Source organism: Paenirhodobacter hankyongi (assembly GCF_003664585.1).
GTDB classification, from domain to species: Bacteria; Pseudomonadota; Alphaproteobacteria; order Rhodobacterales; family Rhodobacteraceae; genus Rhodobacter; species Rhodobacter hankyongi.
This window is the reverse complement of sequence record NZ_RCHI01000007.1, coordinates 63,465-78,096: the sequence shown is the minus strand read 5'-3', so window position 1 is coordinate 78,096 and position 14,632 is coordinate 63,465. Positions and strand designations below refer to the sequence as shown.

12 protein-coding genes are annotated in these 14,632 nt (G+C 69.3%); 4 read left to right on the top strand and 8 right to left on the bottom strand.

Annotated elements, in window-relative coordinates:
* Window positions 1-175 precede the first annotated feature (175 nt).
* Entirely contained in the window at window positions 176-1,771 is a 1,596-nt protein-coding gene (locus tag DYS74_RS09255) for a SulP family inorganic anion transporter (RefSeq protein WP_220668838.1), read from the bottom strand.
* A 120-nt stretch (window positions 1,772-1,891) separates the two neighbouring features.
* On the opposite strand from DYS74_RS09255, the gene DYS74_RS09250 reads away from it, so the two are divergent.
* Entirely contained in the window at window positions 1,892-2,395 is a 504-nt protein-coding gene (locus DYS74_RS09250; RefSeq protein ID WP_394342951.1) for a HugZ family pyridoxamine 5'-phosphate oxidase, read from the top strand.
* Window positions 2,396-2,439: 44 nt separating this feature from the next.
* Here DYS74_RS09250 and DYS74_RS09245 read toward each other — a convergent pair whose 3' ends face one another.
* Entirely contained in the window at window positions 2,440-4,728 is a 2,289-nt protein-coding gene (locus tag DYS74_RS09245) for a glycosyl hydrolase family 28-related protein (RefSeq protein ID WP_121533107.1), read from the bottom strand.
* A 201-nt stretch (window positions 4,729-4,929) separates the two neighbouring features.
* Between DYS74_RS09245 and DYS74_RS09240 the strand changes: the two genes are divergently transcribed.
* On the top strand, window positions 4,930-5,844 hold the full coding sequence (locus tag DYS74_RS09240; RefSeq protein WP_183077491.1) for a CHAD domain-containing protein: 915 nt from the start codon (window positions 4,930-4,932) through the stop codon (window positions 5,842-5,844).
* A gap of 33 nt (window positions 5,845-5,877) precedes the next feature.
* Here the strand turns inward: DYS74_RS09240 and DYS74_RS09235 are convergent, their stop codons facing one another.
* Window positions 5,878-7,488: a lysine--tRNA ligase gene (locus DYS74_RS09235; RefSeq protein ID WP_121533103.1), complete on the bottom strand. Its 1,611-nt coding sequence runs from the start codon at window positions 7,486-7,488 to the stop codon at window positions 5,878-5,880.
* Between the two features lie 103 nt (window positions 7,489-7,591).
* On the opposite strand from DYS74_RS09235, the gene DYS74_RS09230 reads away from it, so the two are divergent.
* Both DYS74_RS09230 and DYS74_RS09225 read left to right on the top strand, forming a co-directional pair.
* The gene (locus DYS74_RS09230) at window positions 7,592-8,014 is read left to right on the top strand and encodes a tellurite resistance TerB family protein (protein WP_121533101.1); all 423 of its coding nucleotides are present in this window, start codon (window positions 7,592-7,594) and stop codon (window positions 8,012-8,014) included.
* Window positions 8,015-8,125: 111 nt separating this feature from the next.
* Window positions 8,126-9,025: a type IV pili methyl-accepting chemotaxis transducer N-terminal domain-containing protein gene (locus tag DYS74_RS09225; RefSeq protein WP_121533099.1), complete on the top strand. Its 900-nt coding sequence runs from the start codon at window positions 8,126-8,128 to the stop codon at window positions 9,023-9,025.
* Here the strand turns inward: DYS74_RS09225 and dacB are convergent, their stop codons facing one another.
* From dacB to DYS74_RS09200, 5 genes are all read right to left on the bottom strand, one after another.
* Entirely contained in the window at window positions 9,026-10,441 is a 1,416-nt protein-coding gene (dacB, locus tag DYS74_RS09220) for a D-alanyl-D-alanine carboxypeptidase/D-alanyl-D-alanine endopeptidase (protein ID WP_245965248.1), read from the bottom strand.
* 90 nt (window positions 10,442-10,531) lie between these two features.
* On the bottom strand, window positions 10,532-11,140 hold the full coding sequence (locus tag DYS74_RS09215) for a nicotinate-nucleotide adenylyltransferase (protein WP_121533095.1): 609 nt from the start codon (window positions 11,138-11,140) through the stop codon (window positions 10,532-10,534).
* A 60-nt stretch (window positions 11,141-11,200) separates the two neighbouring features.
* The gene (locus DYS74_RS09210) at window positions 11,201-12,235 is read right to left on the bottom strand and encodes a GGDEF domain-containing protein (protein ID WP_245965247.1); all 1,035 of its coding nucleotides are present in this window, start codon (window positions 12,233-12,235) and stop codon (window positions 11,201-11,203) included.
* The gene (locus tag DYS74_RS09205; protein WP_121533091.1) at window positions 12,232-12,822 is read right to left on the bottom strand and encodes a heme NO-binding domain-containing protein; all 591 of its coding nucleotides are present in this window, start codon (window positions 12,820-12,822) and stop codon (window positions 12,232-12,234) included. Before DYS74_RS09205 ends, DYS74_RS09210 begins: the two co-directional genes overlap by 4 nt.
* 63 nt (window positions 12,823-12,885) lie before the next feature.
* The gene (locus DYS74_RS09200) at window positions 12,886-14,610 is read right to left on the bottom strand and encodes a DUF4153 domain-containing protein (protein WP_121533089.1); all 1,725 of its coding nucleotides are present in this window, start codon (window positions 14,608-14,610) and stop codon (window positions 12,886-12,888) included.
* Window positions 14,611-14,632 lie beyond the last annotated feature (22 nt).

The following is a 14,632-nucleotide window of genomic DNA, read 5'->3' as shown; positions in this document are numbered from 1 at the left end:
GAAAAGTGACCAGAAATAGACATTTTGTTTCAACCGCTTGTCTGTTCACGGAGTCGCGATCTGACGTCACGTCTGAAAAGCCGCAACGCAGCGTCGCCATGCCGCAGCGCAGAAAACAAACGGGCGCGGCAGTCCCCTGCCACGCCCGTTCCGAAGGTGATTCGCCTGCCGCGACTCAGGGGGCAAGAAGCGCCCCCGCCGCCCCGGCATCGGCGGCATAGCGCAGCGCAGGCTCGGTCAGCCCCTGTGCCTTCAGCGCAGTTTCGACCGCAGGCCGCGCGCCGACGATCACCAGCGCCCCGCCGCGCGAGGAAAGCTTCTGCGCGAGTTGCAGGATCATCCGCGCGCCGGTCGAATCGACGAAGGTCACCTCGGAAACATCGAGCAGCACCGCCCGCGGCCGCTGCGCGATGCGGTCGAGCACCGTGCCAAGCCGCGCGACCGAACCGAAGAACACCGCCCCGTGCAGGTGATAGGTGACGAGGTCGGCACTCTGGGTGTCGGCGTCGCGCACCACCGGCTCGCCCTCGCGCAGGCCGGTCATCTCGGACATGCGGCGGATGAAGACCAGCCCGCCAAGCGCGAAGCCGAGCACGATCCCCTCGGCAAGGTCGCGGAAAACGACGACGAGGAAGGTCACCCAAAGCACCAGCGCATCGCCCTTCGACACCCGGGTCAGCGCGGCGAACTCGTGCCGCTCGATCATGTTCCAGGCGACGATGCCCAGCAGCCCGGCAAGGGCCGCGAGCGGGATATAGCCCGCAAGCGGCGCCGCGATCAGCATGAAGGCCAGCACGAAAAGCGCATGCAGCATGCCGGCCATCGGCGTGCGCCCGCCCGAGCGCACGTTGGTCGCGGTGCGCGCGATCGTGCCGGTGACGCAGAAACCGCCGAAGATCGCCGCGCCCATGTTGGCGATGCCCTGCGCCACCAGCTCCATGTTCGAGCGGTGCAGCGTGCCCGACATGCCGTCGGCCACCATCGCCGACAGCAGCGACTCGATGGCGCCCAGAAGGGTGAAGGAGGCCGCCCAGGGCAGTGCCGCGCTCACCGCCTCGGCGCTGAGCGGCGGCAGGTGTGGCGCCGGCAGAAGCCGCGGCAGACCGCCGAATTTCGAGGCGATGGTCTCGACCGGCAGCCCGAGGAGCGCCGAGGCGGCGGTGACCAGCGCGATGCCCAGAAGCAGGCTCGGCCAGCGCGGACGGAAGCGCTGGATCGCCAGGATCACGCCCACCGTCGCCAGCGCCACGCCGACCGCCGCGGGGCTGAGTGTCGCGCGCGCGGCCCACAGCGCCTCGACCTTCGGCACGATCGGGCCGGGTTCGGCACCGCTCAGGCGCAGACCGATCATGTCCTTGATCTGGCTGGCGAAGATGATGACGCCAATGCCCGAGGTGAAGCCCACCGTCACCGGATAGGGCATGAAGCGGATGGTCGAGCCAAGCCGCAGCAGCCCCAGCACGGTCAGCATGATCCCCGACAGGAACGTGGCCAGCATCAGCCCCTCGACGCCCGTTTGCATCACGCAGGCATTGACCAGCACGATGAAGGCGCCGGCCGGCCCGCCGATCTGGAAGCGCGAGCCGCCGAAGAGCGACACGAGGAAGCCACCGACGATGGCGGTGAACAGGCCGCGCTCGGGCCCGACGCCCGAGGCGATGGCGATCGCCATGGAGAGCGGCAGCGCGACAATCGCCACCGTCAGCCCGGCCACCGCATCGGCGCGCAGTGCCGCCGGGCCATAGCCCTCGCGCAGCGCCGTGATGGACATTGGAATCAGGGGGTCACCCCCCGCTCGCGCCGTAAGGCTTGCGTTGGTTGTCATCGTTTCATACCGCTTGATGTGGCGCGAGCAGACGTCCGCCACCACCGATTGTCAAGAGAAAGCCAGATGACCGATATGCCCGCCGCTCCGCCCGCAGACCCGATCCGCCCGACCGATGACGAGGCCCGCGCCCTCGCCCGCGGCCTGATCTCGGGCGCGCGCTTCGGCGCACTCGGGGTGATCGACCCGGAAACGGGCTTTCCGGCAGTGACCCGCATCGCGCTCGGATCGGGCCCCGAGGGCGGGCTGTGGACGCTCGTCTCGGGGCTGTCGGCCCATGCCCGGGCGCTGCGCGCCGATCCGCGGGTCTCGGTGCTGGTGGGCGAGCCCGGGGCGAAGGGCGATCCGCTCACCCATCCGCGGCTGAGCCTGCAGGCCGAGGCGCTGCCGCTCGCCGCCGGCGATCCGCGCCGGGCGGAGGCACGGGCGCGCTGGCTGGCCGATCATCCGAAAGCGAAGATCTACATCGACCTCGGCGATTTCTTCTTCGTCGAGTTCCGCCTGATCGGCGGTGCGCTGAACGGCGGCTTCGGCCGCGCCTTCCGGCTGACGGCCGAGGACCTCGCCTGAAAACGGGCGCCCGAAGGCGCCCGCATCCCCCCTGAAGGGGCGCCTCAGTTCGGGTTGTCCATCCGCAGCCGGATGTGCACCCGCCCCTTCACCGCCTCCTGCCAGGTCAGGGTGACCAGCTGCTTGGTCGCCCCCTGCTCGACCGTGACATAGGGCATGCCGTTGATCCGCCCGCCCGCGGCATTGGTGATCGGCCCCTCGGCGACGAGCGCGCCGACGTTGCGCGCCCAGCCCCCAAAGGGCAGATAGGCCCCCGCCGCCACCGTCCAGACCGCCTGCGCGCTGGCCTGATCGACCTGCACGCTGACCGGGTTCACCGTCATCTGGGTGACGCCGTTGAAGGTGTTCGCCTCGAAGACGACATTGCGCATCCGGCTGTTGTCGAGCGCGGCGAAGGTGGTGTCGACGCCGTCGATCCGCGTCACCACCCCGTCGATCGCCTTGAACACGTTGTTCGCGACGCTCAGCCCCTGGATGAAATGGCCGCTGCCATAGGGCTTGACCGAGAACCAGGTGAACCAGGGGGCGGCATCGATACTGACGAAGGTGTTGCCGCTGACGGTCAGCCCACCGAAGGAATATTCGGCGCCGAAATCGGGGTTGGCCGAATATTCGTTCGTCCATTCGATCGTCGAATTGTCGATGTAATTGCCGGTCACTGCCGATTGCACGTTCGGCTGGCAGAAGATCAGCCCCGGCAGGCGCGGCGCGGCATCGAGGTCGTCGCCCTGGAACCAGTGGTTGCCGACGATCAGATGGCCCGAGCCGTTCAGGACCATGGTGTGGCGGAAGCGCACGAAGCGGCTCTCGCGGATCTTGCTGTCATTGGCATTGACGTTGAGCGCGATCGAGCTGCGCTCGGTCGCCGCCATCGCCCCCTCGTTCGACAGGAACTGGCAGCGGTCGACCAGCAGGTCCTGACAGCCATGCCCGATCGAGGTGATGGCGCGATCCTTCGGCTTGACCACATAGCTGTCGCGGATCTGGAACATCTCGCCCGAGGGGGCCAGCAGGATGCAGCTTGCCTTGCCGTTGCACAGGAACTCGATGTCGTCGATGTTGAACCGGTCGAGTTTCGCAAGCCCTGAGAAATCAAGGACATACTTGTAGCGGGTGAAGGTGTAGCTGTGCGTTCCCGAGCCGCCGAAGAAGGGCTGCGACAGGGTCAGCGAGCCCGCCGCGACATTCACCGCGCGCACATAGACCTCGCGGCCCACGCCCGCGCCGCTGACCCGCGCGCCGACCGGGATATTGGCGATATTGCCGACATTGGTCAGCGTCAGCGGCGTCGCGGTCGAATAGGTCGCCTGCGAGGTAACGGTGGTGTCGTCCCAGGCCGGCCCCACGACGACGTTGAACTGGCCGTTGCGCAGCACCCGCCGGTTCGAGAACGAGCTGATGTCGGGCGACAGCGCCTTGACGTCGATGGGTTCCGTCACCTCGATCCGCCGCCCGCACAGGTCGAGCGCATTGTGGTCGGTATAGCCGAAAAGCGCCTGCAGCGCCTTCTTGAACCCCGTCATCTCGTCGCCGAAGGCCGCGGCATAGGTCGGGAAGTCGAAGCTGCCGCGCAGGGCAAAGCGCGCCTCGGTCGGCGTGACGACGGTGCCGACGAAGCGGATCGGCGCGGTGAGGGTGACCGAGCCGCCGATGAAATAGGTCCCCTCCGGCACCAGGATCGAACGCCCCGCCGCGGCGGCGTCGGCCGCCTCGAAGGCCGCCTTGTCATTCGTCACCCCGTCGCCCGCGGCGCCATAGTCGCGTACGTCGACCCAGTCCATCATGTCGCGCAGGAAGGCCTCGGTGATGTCCTCGATCACCAGATCCTCGATCCGCACCACGCCGCCGTTGAGCCCGGTCAGGTCGAGCCCGAAATGGCCATAGGCGGGCGCCAGCCCCCAGGGCATGTCGACCCCGCCGCGCGATCCGGTGCCGACGATCGCCTCGACGGTGACGACCGTGCCATAGGTCGGCAGCGCCACCTCGGGACCGGTCTCGATCAGCCCCGCGACATGGCCGGACCCGCTCATCGCATAACCCGCGATCCGCACCGAGGGCAGGTTGCCCGCGACCGCCTTCACCCGCGCGCGGATCCGCAGATAGCAGCCCGGCACGATCGGGGTGTGCACCATCGCGCGCAGCTTCTGCACCGACAGCAGCTTGCTCAGCTCGAGGCAGGTGCCGAAATCCGCATCCGCCGGCACCAGCGCCGCGTTCACCGCGCCGTCGTAGCTTGCCGAGCCCGCGGTGCCATTCTCGCTCGACCACGCGTCGAGCCCCTCCGCGAAGGCCGGCGGCATCAGCGCCAGCCCGTCGGTAATCGCCATGTTCATCTGCGGATCCTCCTTGTTCCGGCCCGCCCGCCGGGGCTGCACCGGCCCACCACCGGGCGCGACCAGAGCTAGGCCGAAACGGTTGACGAAGGCCGAGAGCAGCGTGCGCTGCCCCTTTCCGTGACGTCGCTGCAACGCAGCATCTTGTCACGGAACGGCCATGGCCGCATGCTAGGCCGGTGTCGCTGCAAGGAGGCCCGCATGCCGTTCCAGTTCGACCCGAAAGACCCGCGCATCACGAAGACGGTGCGCCATATCGCCCGCGATGAGTTGCGCGCGGCGCTCGACCGGCTCTCCGCCGCCCCCGGCGAAGGCTCGCTGCTGCACGGGCTGCGCAAGCACATCAAGAAGACCCGCGGGCTGCTGCGCCTTGTCGCGCCGGTGTTTCCGGGGTTTCACCGCGAGAATGCCGTGCTGCGCGACGCCGCCGCCGGAATTTCCGAGCTGCGCGACGCCGAGGTGATGCGGATCTCGCTGCTGCGCCTTGGCGCGGCCGAGGATGCCGCCGGGCTTGCCGCACGGCAGATGCTGGCCTCGGTCGCGCCCGAGCCGCCCGCCGCGCCCCCGACGGCGGCCCTTGCCGCCTTTGGCGAGCGCATCGCCGAGGTGCATGACCGCGCCGCGCATTGGGAATTCGAGAAGAAGGGCTGGGAGGCGCTGGCCCCGGGCCTTGCCACCACCTTCCACGACGCGCGCAAGCGCATGGCGCGCGCCGCGCGCGACGGCGATGACGAGCATTTCCATGCCTGGCGGTCGCGGGTGAAGCATCACTGGTATCAGGCGCGGCTGCTGCTGCCGATCTGGCCCGAGATGATGAGCGCACATGCCGACATCGCCGACCGGCTGGGCGAGGCGCTCGGCCAGCATCACGACCTTGCGGTTCTGGCCCGCGCGATGCCCGACCACCTCTCGCCCGAGGCCGCGGTGGCGCTCTCTACCCGCATCGAGGACGAGAAGAAGCGGCTGGAAACGCTCAGCTTCTTTCTGGGAGAACGACTGTTTGCCGAGGCGCCCGAGGCACTCGTCGCCCGCTGGGGGGCATGGTATGCGCTCTGGCGGCAGGAGGATCACGCCTGCGATCCGGCCCTGCCCGAGGTCGAGGAAGCGGAGGACTGACCGGCCCGCGGCCGGTCCGTCCCCCGCCCCGGATCAGGCGTTGGCGAGCCCGCCCGCGAGCGCGGTTTCCATCCGCGCGATGGTTTCCGTCACGCCGTAGAGCGCGATGAACCCGCCGAAACGCGGCCCCTGGCTCTGGCCCAGAAGCACCTCGTAAAGCGCGGTGAACCAGTCGCGCAGCGGCTCGAAGTCATGCTCCTTGCCGACGGCGAAGACGATGGTCTGCAGCCCCTCGGCCGGATCCTCGTCCGGGAAGATCTCGTGCAGCTCCTGCGCCGGCAGCGCCTTCAGCCGGCCGATGAGGTCCTCCATCGCCGCGCGCTCCTTGTCGGTGGGCAGGCGGAAGGCCCGCGTCGGCGCGACGAAGTCCTGGAAGTAGCGCACCGCAAAGCCCGCCGCCGCGTCGAGGTCGGGGTGGCTTTCCGGCGTCGCCTCGGGGGCGTAGCGGCGGATGAAGCCCCACAGCGTTTCCTTGTCATGCGCGCCCGAGACCGAAGCCAGGTTGAGCAGCATGGCGAAGGGCACGTCCAGCGTCGACACCGGCGGCTTGCCACCATGGATGTGCCACACCGGGTTGTCGATCTGCTTCTCGACCGGCTGCTCGGGGAAGGCGCGCAGCTGCTGGTGATACTCGTCCACCGCCTTCGGGATCACGTCCCACCACAGCCGCTTCGCGGTCTTCGGCTTCTGGTACATGAAATAGCTCAGGCTTTCGGTCGAGGCATAGGTCAGCCATTCGTCGATCGTCAGCCCGTTGCCCTTCGACTTCGAGATCTTCTCGCCATTCGCATCAAGGAACAGCTCATAGGTGAAATGCTCGGGCGCGCGGCCGCCCAGCACCTTGCAGATCCCGTCATAGATCGGCGTGTTGGTGGCGTGGTCCTTGCCGTACATCTCGAAATCGACGCCGAGCGCAGCCCAGCGCATGCCGAAATCGGGCTTCCACTGCAGCTTGACGTGACCGCCGGTCACCGGCAGCGTCCATTCCCGCCCGGTCTCGTCGTCGAAGGTCACGGTGCCGGCCTTGGCATCGACGTTCTTCATCGGCACGTAGAGCACGCGACCGGTTTCCGGGTGGATCGGCAGGAAGCACGAATAGGTCGAGGCGCGTTCCTCGCGCAGCGACTTCAGCATGATCGCCATGATGTCATCGTATTTCTCGGCGCAGCGCAGCAGCATGTCGTCGAACTTGCCGGCCTTGTAATACTGCGTGGCCGAGGCGAATTCGTATTCGAACCCGAAGGTGTCGAGGAAGCGGCGCAGCATGGCGTTGTTGTGGTTGCCGAAGCTGTCGAACTCGCCGAACGGGTCGGGCACCGCGGTCAGCGGCTTCTGGATGTTCGCCTTCAGCAGGTCCTGGTTCGGCACGTTCTCGGGCACCTTGCGCATGCCGTCCATGTCGTCCGAGAAACACAAGAGCTTCGTCGGGATGTCCGAGATGATCTCGAAGGCGCGGCGGATCATCGTGGTGCGCGCGACCTCGCCAAACGTGCCGATATGCGGCAGGCCCGAGGGGCCATAGCCGGTCTCGAACAGCACGTAGCCTTTTTCCGGCGGCGCCTTCTCGTAACGTTTGAGCACCCGGCGCGCTTCCTCGAAAGGCCAGGCTTTGGAGTTCATCGCAGCGTCGCGCAGGTTGGTCATCGTCATCCTCTTCGGGGCACACCATGCGCCCATCCGCGCTTCACCTATTGAACGGGCGCGCCATCGTCAATAATTCATGGCGAAACCCATGAAAGGACAGACCGTGACCGACCCCCTCTCCTCGCTTTCCCCGCAGGACGCGCTGATCGCCGTGATGGTCGCGGTGTCGGCCTCGGATGAAACCATCCGCACCGTCGAACTCATCGCGATCGAGCGCATGGTGAACCACATGCCGATCTTCGCCGATTACGACATCGACCGCATCCGCCCGGTGGCGCAGACGGTCTATTCGCTCTTCGAGGAGGAAGAGGGGATCGAGGCGCTCTTCGGCCTCGTGCGGGCGGGCCTGCCCGAGAAGCTCTTCGAGACCGCCTATGCACTGGCCTGCGACGTCGCGGCGGCGGATGGCGTGCTGCATCAGCCCGAACTGCGCATGCTCGAGGAGATCCGCGGCGAGCTGTCGATCGACCGGCTGCATGCGGTGGCGATCGAATGGGGCGCGCGGGTGCGCCACCTGACGCTCTGAGCCGGCCGGCGAAAGTTTTCGCCCTCTTTCGCGCGGGCGCGGGCGGCCGTTAACGGTTCGCTTGCGCTCTGCTGCTATGCGCATCGCACACCGGTTTGCGAGGAGTGCGACATGGCCAAGCCCCCCCTTCCCCTCCGCATCGGCGCGCTGGCGCTTGCCGCCATCGCGCTGACCACGCCCCTGCCCCTCGCCGCGGCCGGCGCGCGCAGCCCCGAGGAAACCCTGCGCATCGAGCTCGACATGGCCAGCCGGCAGCGGCTGCTGTCACAGCGGGTGATCTCGGCCGCCTGCCTGCTGTCGCTGGGGCTTGATCCCAGCACCCAGGAACTCGCCCTGGTCGAGGCGCATGACATCTTCGCCGCGACCCTCGATCAGCTCGAACAGGGCAGCCCGGCGATGCAGCTGCCGCCGGTTTCCGACCCGGTGGTGCGCTCGACCATCACCCAGGCCCGTCTGGCCTGGGCGCCGGTCTCGACGGTGATCGACGAGATCCTTGCGGGCGATGCCGGGGCCGAACGCATCGGCGCGCTCGCCGCGGCCGAACCGGCGCTGCTCACCGCCTCGCTGAACCTTGTCGCGGCGCTTGGCGCCACCGGCGCACAGGACCCGACCCGCGCCGCCGAGGCCCGCGCCCTCGACATGGCCGCACGCCAGCGCTCGCTGTCGCAGGCGGTGATGAAGGAGGCCTGCCTGATCACCGCGGCCGGCATCGCCCGGATCGACCCCGCCCCGCATGTCACCGCGCTCAACACCCGCGTCACGATGTTCGAGGACAGCGCCGGCACGCTGCGCGGCGGCGATCCGGATCTCGGCATCGCGCCACCGCCCGGCCCCGATGCCGAAACCGCGCTCGATACCGTGCAGGAAACCTGGCAGGACATGCGCGGCATGCTGAACCCCGCGCTCGAGGGCCAGCCGATGGATCTCGACACGCTCGAGGATCTCGCCCGCGATTACGAGCTGCTGCTGCCGCAGCTCGAGGATGTGGTGTGGTTCTACGTGAACCGCTGATCAGCTGCCGTAAAGCGCGCCCCAGCGTTCCAGAAGCGCGCTTTGCAGCACCTTCGAACGGCTGATCCAGGCCCGCCCGCCCTGCGGCTGCTCGTTCGCGCCGGCACGCGCACGCCGCGCCACGTCGCCGGTGAAGATCGCGAAGGCCAGATCGGTGCCGTCGGGCCCGGTCATGTAACCGGTCAGGGTCGAGACGAAGTTCAGCGTGCCGGTCTTCGCATCGACGCGCAGCGCCTGCCCCTGCTGCAGCTTGCCGCCCGCATCGCGCAGCGCGAAGGGCTTCATCAGCCCGCGCAGACCCGCCTTCGGGCCAAGCAGCGTCACCGCCCGCACCATCTCCATCGCCGAGATCCGCGTGTCGGCGCCCAGCCCCGAGTGATCGACGAAGCGCGCCTGTCCGCCGCCCAGCCGGCCGTGCAGCCACTCGCTCATCGCCGCCCCCGAGGCGCCGCGGCCGGCCGGCACGCCGCGCGCGACGCTCGTCGTCATGCCGACGGCCTCGGCGGTGATGTTGGTCGAATATTTCATCATCGAGCGCAGGATCACCGGCAGCGGGTCCGAGACCTGCTCGACCAGCACCGTGCCGCCGGACAAGGTCGAGACGGATTTCGGCGGCGGCAGCGGCACGCCCTGCGCGCGGGCCAGCGTCTGGAACACGTCGCCCGCATAGGCCACCGGATCGCGCACCGGCAACCAGCGGCTGCCGGCCTTGCCAAGGCTGCCCGAGGCCACGGTCCAGTGCTCCTTGCCGCCCTGCCGCGCATAGGTAAAGAGCGGCGCCGCCCGGGTCGAGAGACCGACATCAGCGCTGTAGACCCGCGGCACGTTGCGCGCGCCCCGCGCATCCATCGTCAGCGCATAGCCGCCCGCGGCGCGCTTCCATTCGAAATAGACGCGGTTGTAATTCAGGATCAGCCCGGAAATCCCGGGGTTGTAGCCGACCTGCACCGGCTGGTCGTCGGCGATCTGCTCGGCATAGGGCAGCGCGCCGCCCCAGACGAGGAAGCGCCCGGTGACACCGCTCACCCCCGCCTTCGCCAGCCGCGCCGCCATCTCGGCCAGCGTGTCGGTCTCGAGCGTCGGATCGCCGCCCCCCGCCAGCACCAGATCGCCCTGGATCTTGCCGCCGGCAATCGGACCGGTCGCGATCAGCCGGGTGCGGAAGCGGTAGTCCGTCCCGAGCGTCTCGAGCGCGTAAAGCGAGGTGATCGTCTTCGCGGTCGAGGCAGGCGGCATGCCGCGATCGGCGCCGCGCTGTTCCAGCACCCGCCCGCTGCGCGCATCGACGACGACATAGCTGACCTCGCCGCCGAGCTGCGCCGCCGCGACCAGATCCTCGGCCGAGCCCGGCCGCAGCGCCGTGCCCTGGCCAAGCGCCGGCCCGCCCAGCAGGCCAAGCGCCGCCAGGCCCGTCATCGCTTCCCGCCGTGAAATCTTCATCCTGCCGCCGCCGTGATCGGGAGTCTCGGCGGGCATACTGCCCCCCGACGCGCGCGGCTGCAAGGCTCAGTCCCGCCCGCGCCAGGCGCCCTGCGCCCGGATCGCCGAGGAGGACAGATCCGACATCGGCATCTGCAGGAAACACCAGGCCGGCGGCGCCGCGAAGGGCAGCTGCCGCGCCTCGGCCTCGGGCAACCGCATCGGCGCATACAGGCGGGCGGCGCGGGCATGGCGCACGACGAAGCGCGCGCCCGGCCGCGCCAGCACGCCCACCGGCATCAGGCCCAGGATCGCGCGCCAGTTGTCCCAGCGGTCGAGCTGCAGCAGGTTGTCCGCCCCCATCAGCCAGACGAAATGCACACCCGGATACAGCGCCGTGACCCGGCGCAGGGTCTGTGCGGTAAAGCGGGTGCCAAGCCGCGCCTCGAGATCGGTGATGTCGACACGCGGATCGGGCATCACCCGCCGCGCCTCGGCCATGCGTCGCGCGATCGGGGCCGGGCCATGCGCCTTCAACGGGTTGCCCGGGCTGACCAGCCACCACACCCGGTCAAGACCGAAGCGGCGCAGCGCCTCGCGGGTGATATGCGCATGGCCTTCGTGGGCCGGATCGAAGGATCCGCCCAGGATGCCGATCCGCATGCCCGGTGACGCGATGGGAAAGCCCTGTCTCATGCAGCCCCCCCTACCCGATCACGGCCCGGAATGGGAAGCGGAATGTGACAGCCTTGTGGCTCAGGCCGCCGCCCCCGCGGCATGGATCGAACAGCGCCCCCGCCCGCCGCGCTTCGAATCGTAAAGCGCCGCATCGGCATCGGCGAGCATCCGGTCCGCCTCGGGCACCGGGTAATCGCGCGAGAAGGCGATGCCGATCGAGGCCGAGATCCGGCAGGGGGTGCCGTCGACGACACAGGGTTCCTCGAGCCGCGCGATCATCCGCCGGCCCAGCGTCTGCAGCGCCGCGCGGTCGATCGCGCCGCGCAGCAGCAGCACGAATTCGTCACCGCCGGTGCGCGCCACCACGTCGCCGCGGCGCACCTCCTCGGTCAGGATCCCCGCGGCCCAGTTCAGCACCTGATCGCCCGCGGCATGGCCCATCCGGTCGTTGACCTGCTTGAAATGGTCAAGATCGACCAGCACGAGCGCGAAGGGCGCACCGCCCTGGGTCTGGGCCCGCACCGCCTTCTGCAGCGCCCCGTCAAAGGCACGCCGGTTCGCCAGCCCGGTGAGCGGGTCGGTCAGCGCCTGCCGCTCGGCGGCGCGCCGCGCCTCCTCGAGCCGGCCGTTCAGCGCCCGCAGCTCGTCCATCACAGCGGCCTTGGCCTCGCGCAGATACAAAAGCTCGATCGCCAGATCGGAGGTGGCGAAATCGCCCTCGGTCAGGCCGAATTCGCGCACCGCATCGGCCAGGTGAATGCCGAAGGTGAGGTTCAGAAGCATCCCCTCCGCCCCTGCCGGACCGACCTCGACCGCGGTGCCGCGCAGGCCGATCTCGGGATGCGAGAGCAGCATCAGGATCAGCTTGCGCCCGCCCGGATGGGTCTCGTCCTGCTCGTGCCGCCGGGCGCGAGCGCGGCGCAGGTGGAAATGCGACTCGAAGGCGGTGCCGACCACCGGGCCGGGGCCGAGGATCTTCGTCAAGGTGGGCCCCGCCGCACAGATCACCCCGTGCCGGTCAAGCCACAGGAACATCGGCATCAACTCGCCCAGCGCGGCGGGGCTCAGCCCGCCTTGCAGCACCGACATGCAGGGGGAGAGATCGCCGCTCATGCCGGCACCCGCGTCGGCGGCAACGCCAGGTCGAAGCGCCGCCCGCTGGCATAGGCCGCCTCGAGCAGCATCACCTGCACCCGTTCGAGCCCCCCGCTGGGCGCGGCCGCCTCGATCAGCACCAGCGCGCCGTAATCATCGGCCATCGCGCGCAGCAGCCCCGCCATCACCGCGCCCCAGCCGGCGATCGGGCCGCGCACCTCGATCACGAAGCGCCCGCCGCTTTCCGAGCGCAACGAGAGTTCCGGCAATTCGAGGTCGGGCAGCGTCATCAGCCCCCGCCCCTGCAGCTCGTCGAGCGAGAACAGGAACTCCCAGTAATCAGAACCGCCGAAGCGCAGCAGCCGGCGCAGCGGCTCGATGGTGGCGAGAAAGGCGCCGACATCCTCGAGCAGCGCCGCCCGCGGCTTGTCGAGCACGCAGGCCGCGGTGTCGATCAGCTCCTCGGTGAGGCGATCGTCATAGCGCAGCATCGCCTCGAACCCCTCGGGGCCGAGGCCGAGGGCATGCGCGACCCGCGACCAGAGCGCGGCCCCGTAATTCTCCGTCAGGAACGCCTGCAGGGCTTTGTTGATCAGACCGTACATGATCCCTCCTGTTCGGAAGGAAGCATAGCCCGACGGCCTTAACAAAATCCCAACCGGTGCAGGTCAGGGCAGAACCGTCAGCTGTTGTCCGCCAAGCGGCAGCGCGCGCAGTTCGGTGGCGACCGGACCGCCGCCCGCGGCGTAAAGCGAATCGATCATCGCCGCCCCGCTTGCCGGCACTCCGCCGCCAAGCCAGACCGCCCGCGCCACGCTCCAGCTTGCGCCGGTCTCGTGCAGCGCCAGAACGCCATCGACGCGCAGCAACAGCGCCTCGCGTCCGGGCTGGGCCGGCACGAAATCGTCGATCACCAGCACGCAGCCCGGATGGCCTTCGGGCGTGCGCCCGGCACAGCCCGCGGCCCAGTCATCGGCACCAAGCCGCGCGATCTCGTTCAACAGCGCCGTCGGCATCGTCTCGCCCGCGGGCAGCACGGTGATCGCCTCGCGCAGCGCGACCGCGCGGCCGGCGACATCGGGGCGCGCATAGCGTTCGAAATCCCAGCGATTCTCGGCCCGGTCGAGCTGCGCCAGCCAGTCGGCAAGCAGCTCCTGCCCCGGTTCCCCCGCCTGCGTGCGCAGGCTTGCGAGCGCGCGCTGCCCGGGCAGGCCCCAGTCATGTGCCATCTCCCACAGCGGCAGTTGCTCGACCGCGATCTTGCCCTCGGCAAAGCGGGCCAGCTGCGCGCGCGCCGCGATCGCCTCGGGCGAGATCAGCGGCGTCAGCCAAAGCACGGCAAGCGCCAGCGTGGCGAGTGCCATGCCGATGTTCGCGCGCCGGATCCGGCGCATCCAGCCGCGCCCGCTCAGCACCGCGCCGGCATAGCACAGCGCATAGCCCGCGATCACCGCGGCCGCCCCCGCCCCGGTCACGCGCACGGGCGTCCAGCCGTATTCGCGCACCCGCAGCACCAGCCCCCAGACCACCAGCCCGGCGAGCACCGGCAGCAGCAGCGCGAGCCCGCGCCCGGCCCAGGCGAGCAGCGGCCCATGCACCGCGTCCTCATCGTCCTGATCGACGGCGATGGTGACGAGCGCGGTCGAGGCAAGCGCGGTCGAGATCAGGATGCCCACGACCGAGAACTGCCCGAAGAGATGGGCGAGCCCGCGCAGCGGCAGCACCGCGACGAAGACGATCTCGACCAGCAGCACCAGCGGCAACAGCAGCCGCAGCAGGCGCAGCAGCAGATAGGGAGAGACCATGTCCGACATCTCGGTGACCACGGCGAGCGCCAGCCCCAGCACCGCGCCCGACAGGATCCACACCACCGGCGCGCGGCCCAGAAGCGCCGAGAACGCGTCGATGCCGACGAGATCCAGAAGCGCCGCCAGCAGCCACAGCACCAGCCAGACCACGGCGACGAAAAGCCAGGCGCCCGCATAGCGCACGACGATGTTCCAGCTTTCGAGGAACAGCACCCGATAGTTCGACCAGCCCCGCCGGCCGCCCAGACCGATGGCGATCGCGAAAGGCACCGGCACGAGCCCCGCGACCGCCAGCGCCACCGGCACGTGGCTGCTGTCGAGCATCTGCCCGACATCGGCAAAGCCCAGCGATTTCAGCGCCGAAAGCCCGGCGAGCGGTGCCGCGATCACGGCCGCCGACAGCAGCGCGCGGCGCAGGCCCAGCTCGCTCAGCATCGCCAGCGCACCGCCGAAGAAGCTGAAGGCCAGCACCGCGACGACCAGGAAACCGCGGCTCTGGCGCAGCTCGAGCGGCAGGTCCGAGAGCAGCCAGAAGGCCAGCCCCGCCAGCGTCCCGAGAAGGATGAATTGCACGCGCCTGACCATGAAGCCCTCCCTGTCGCCGCAC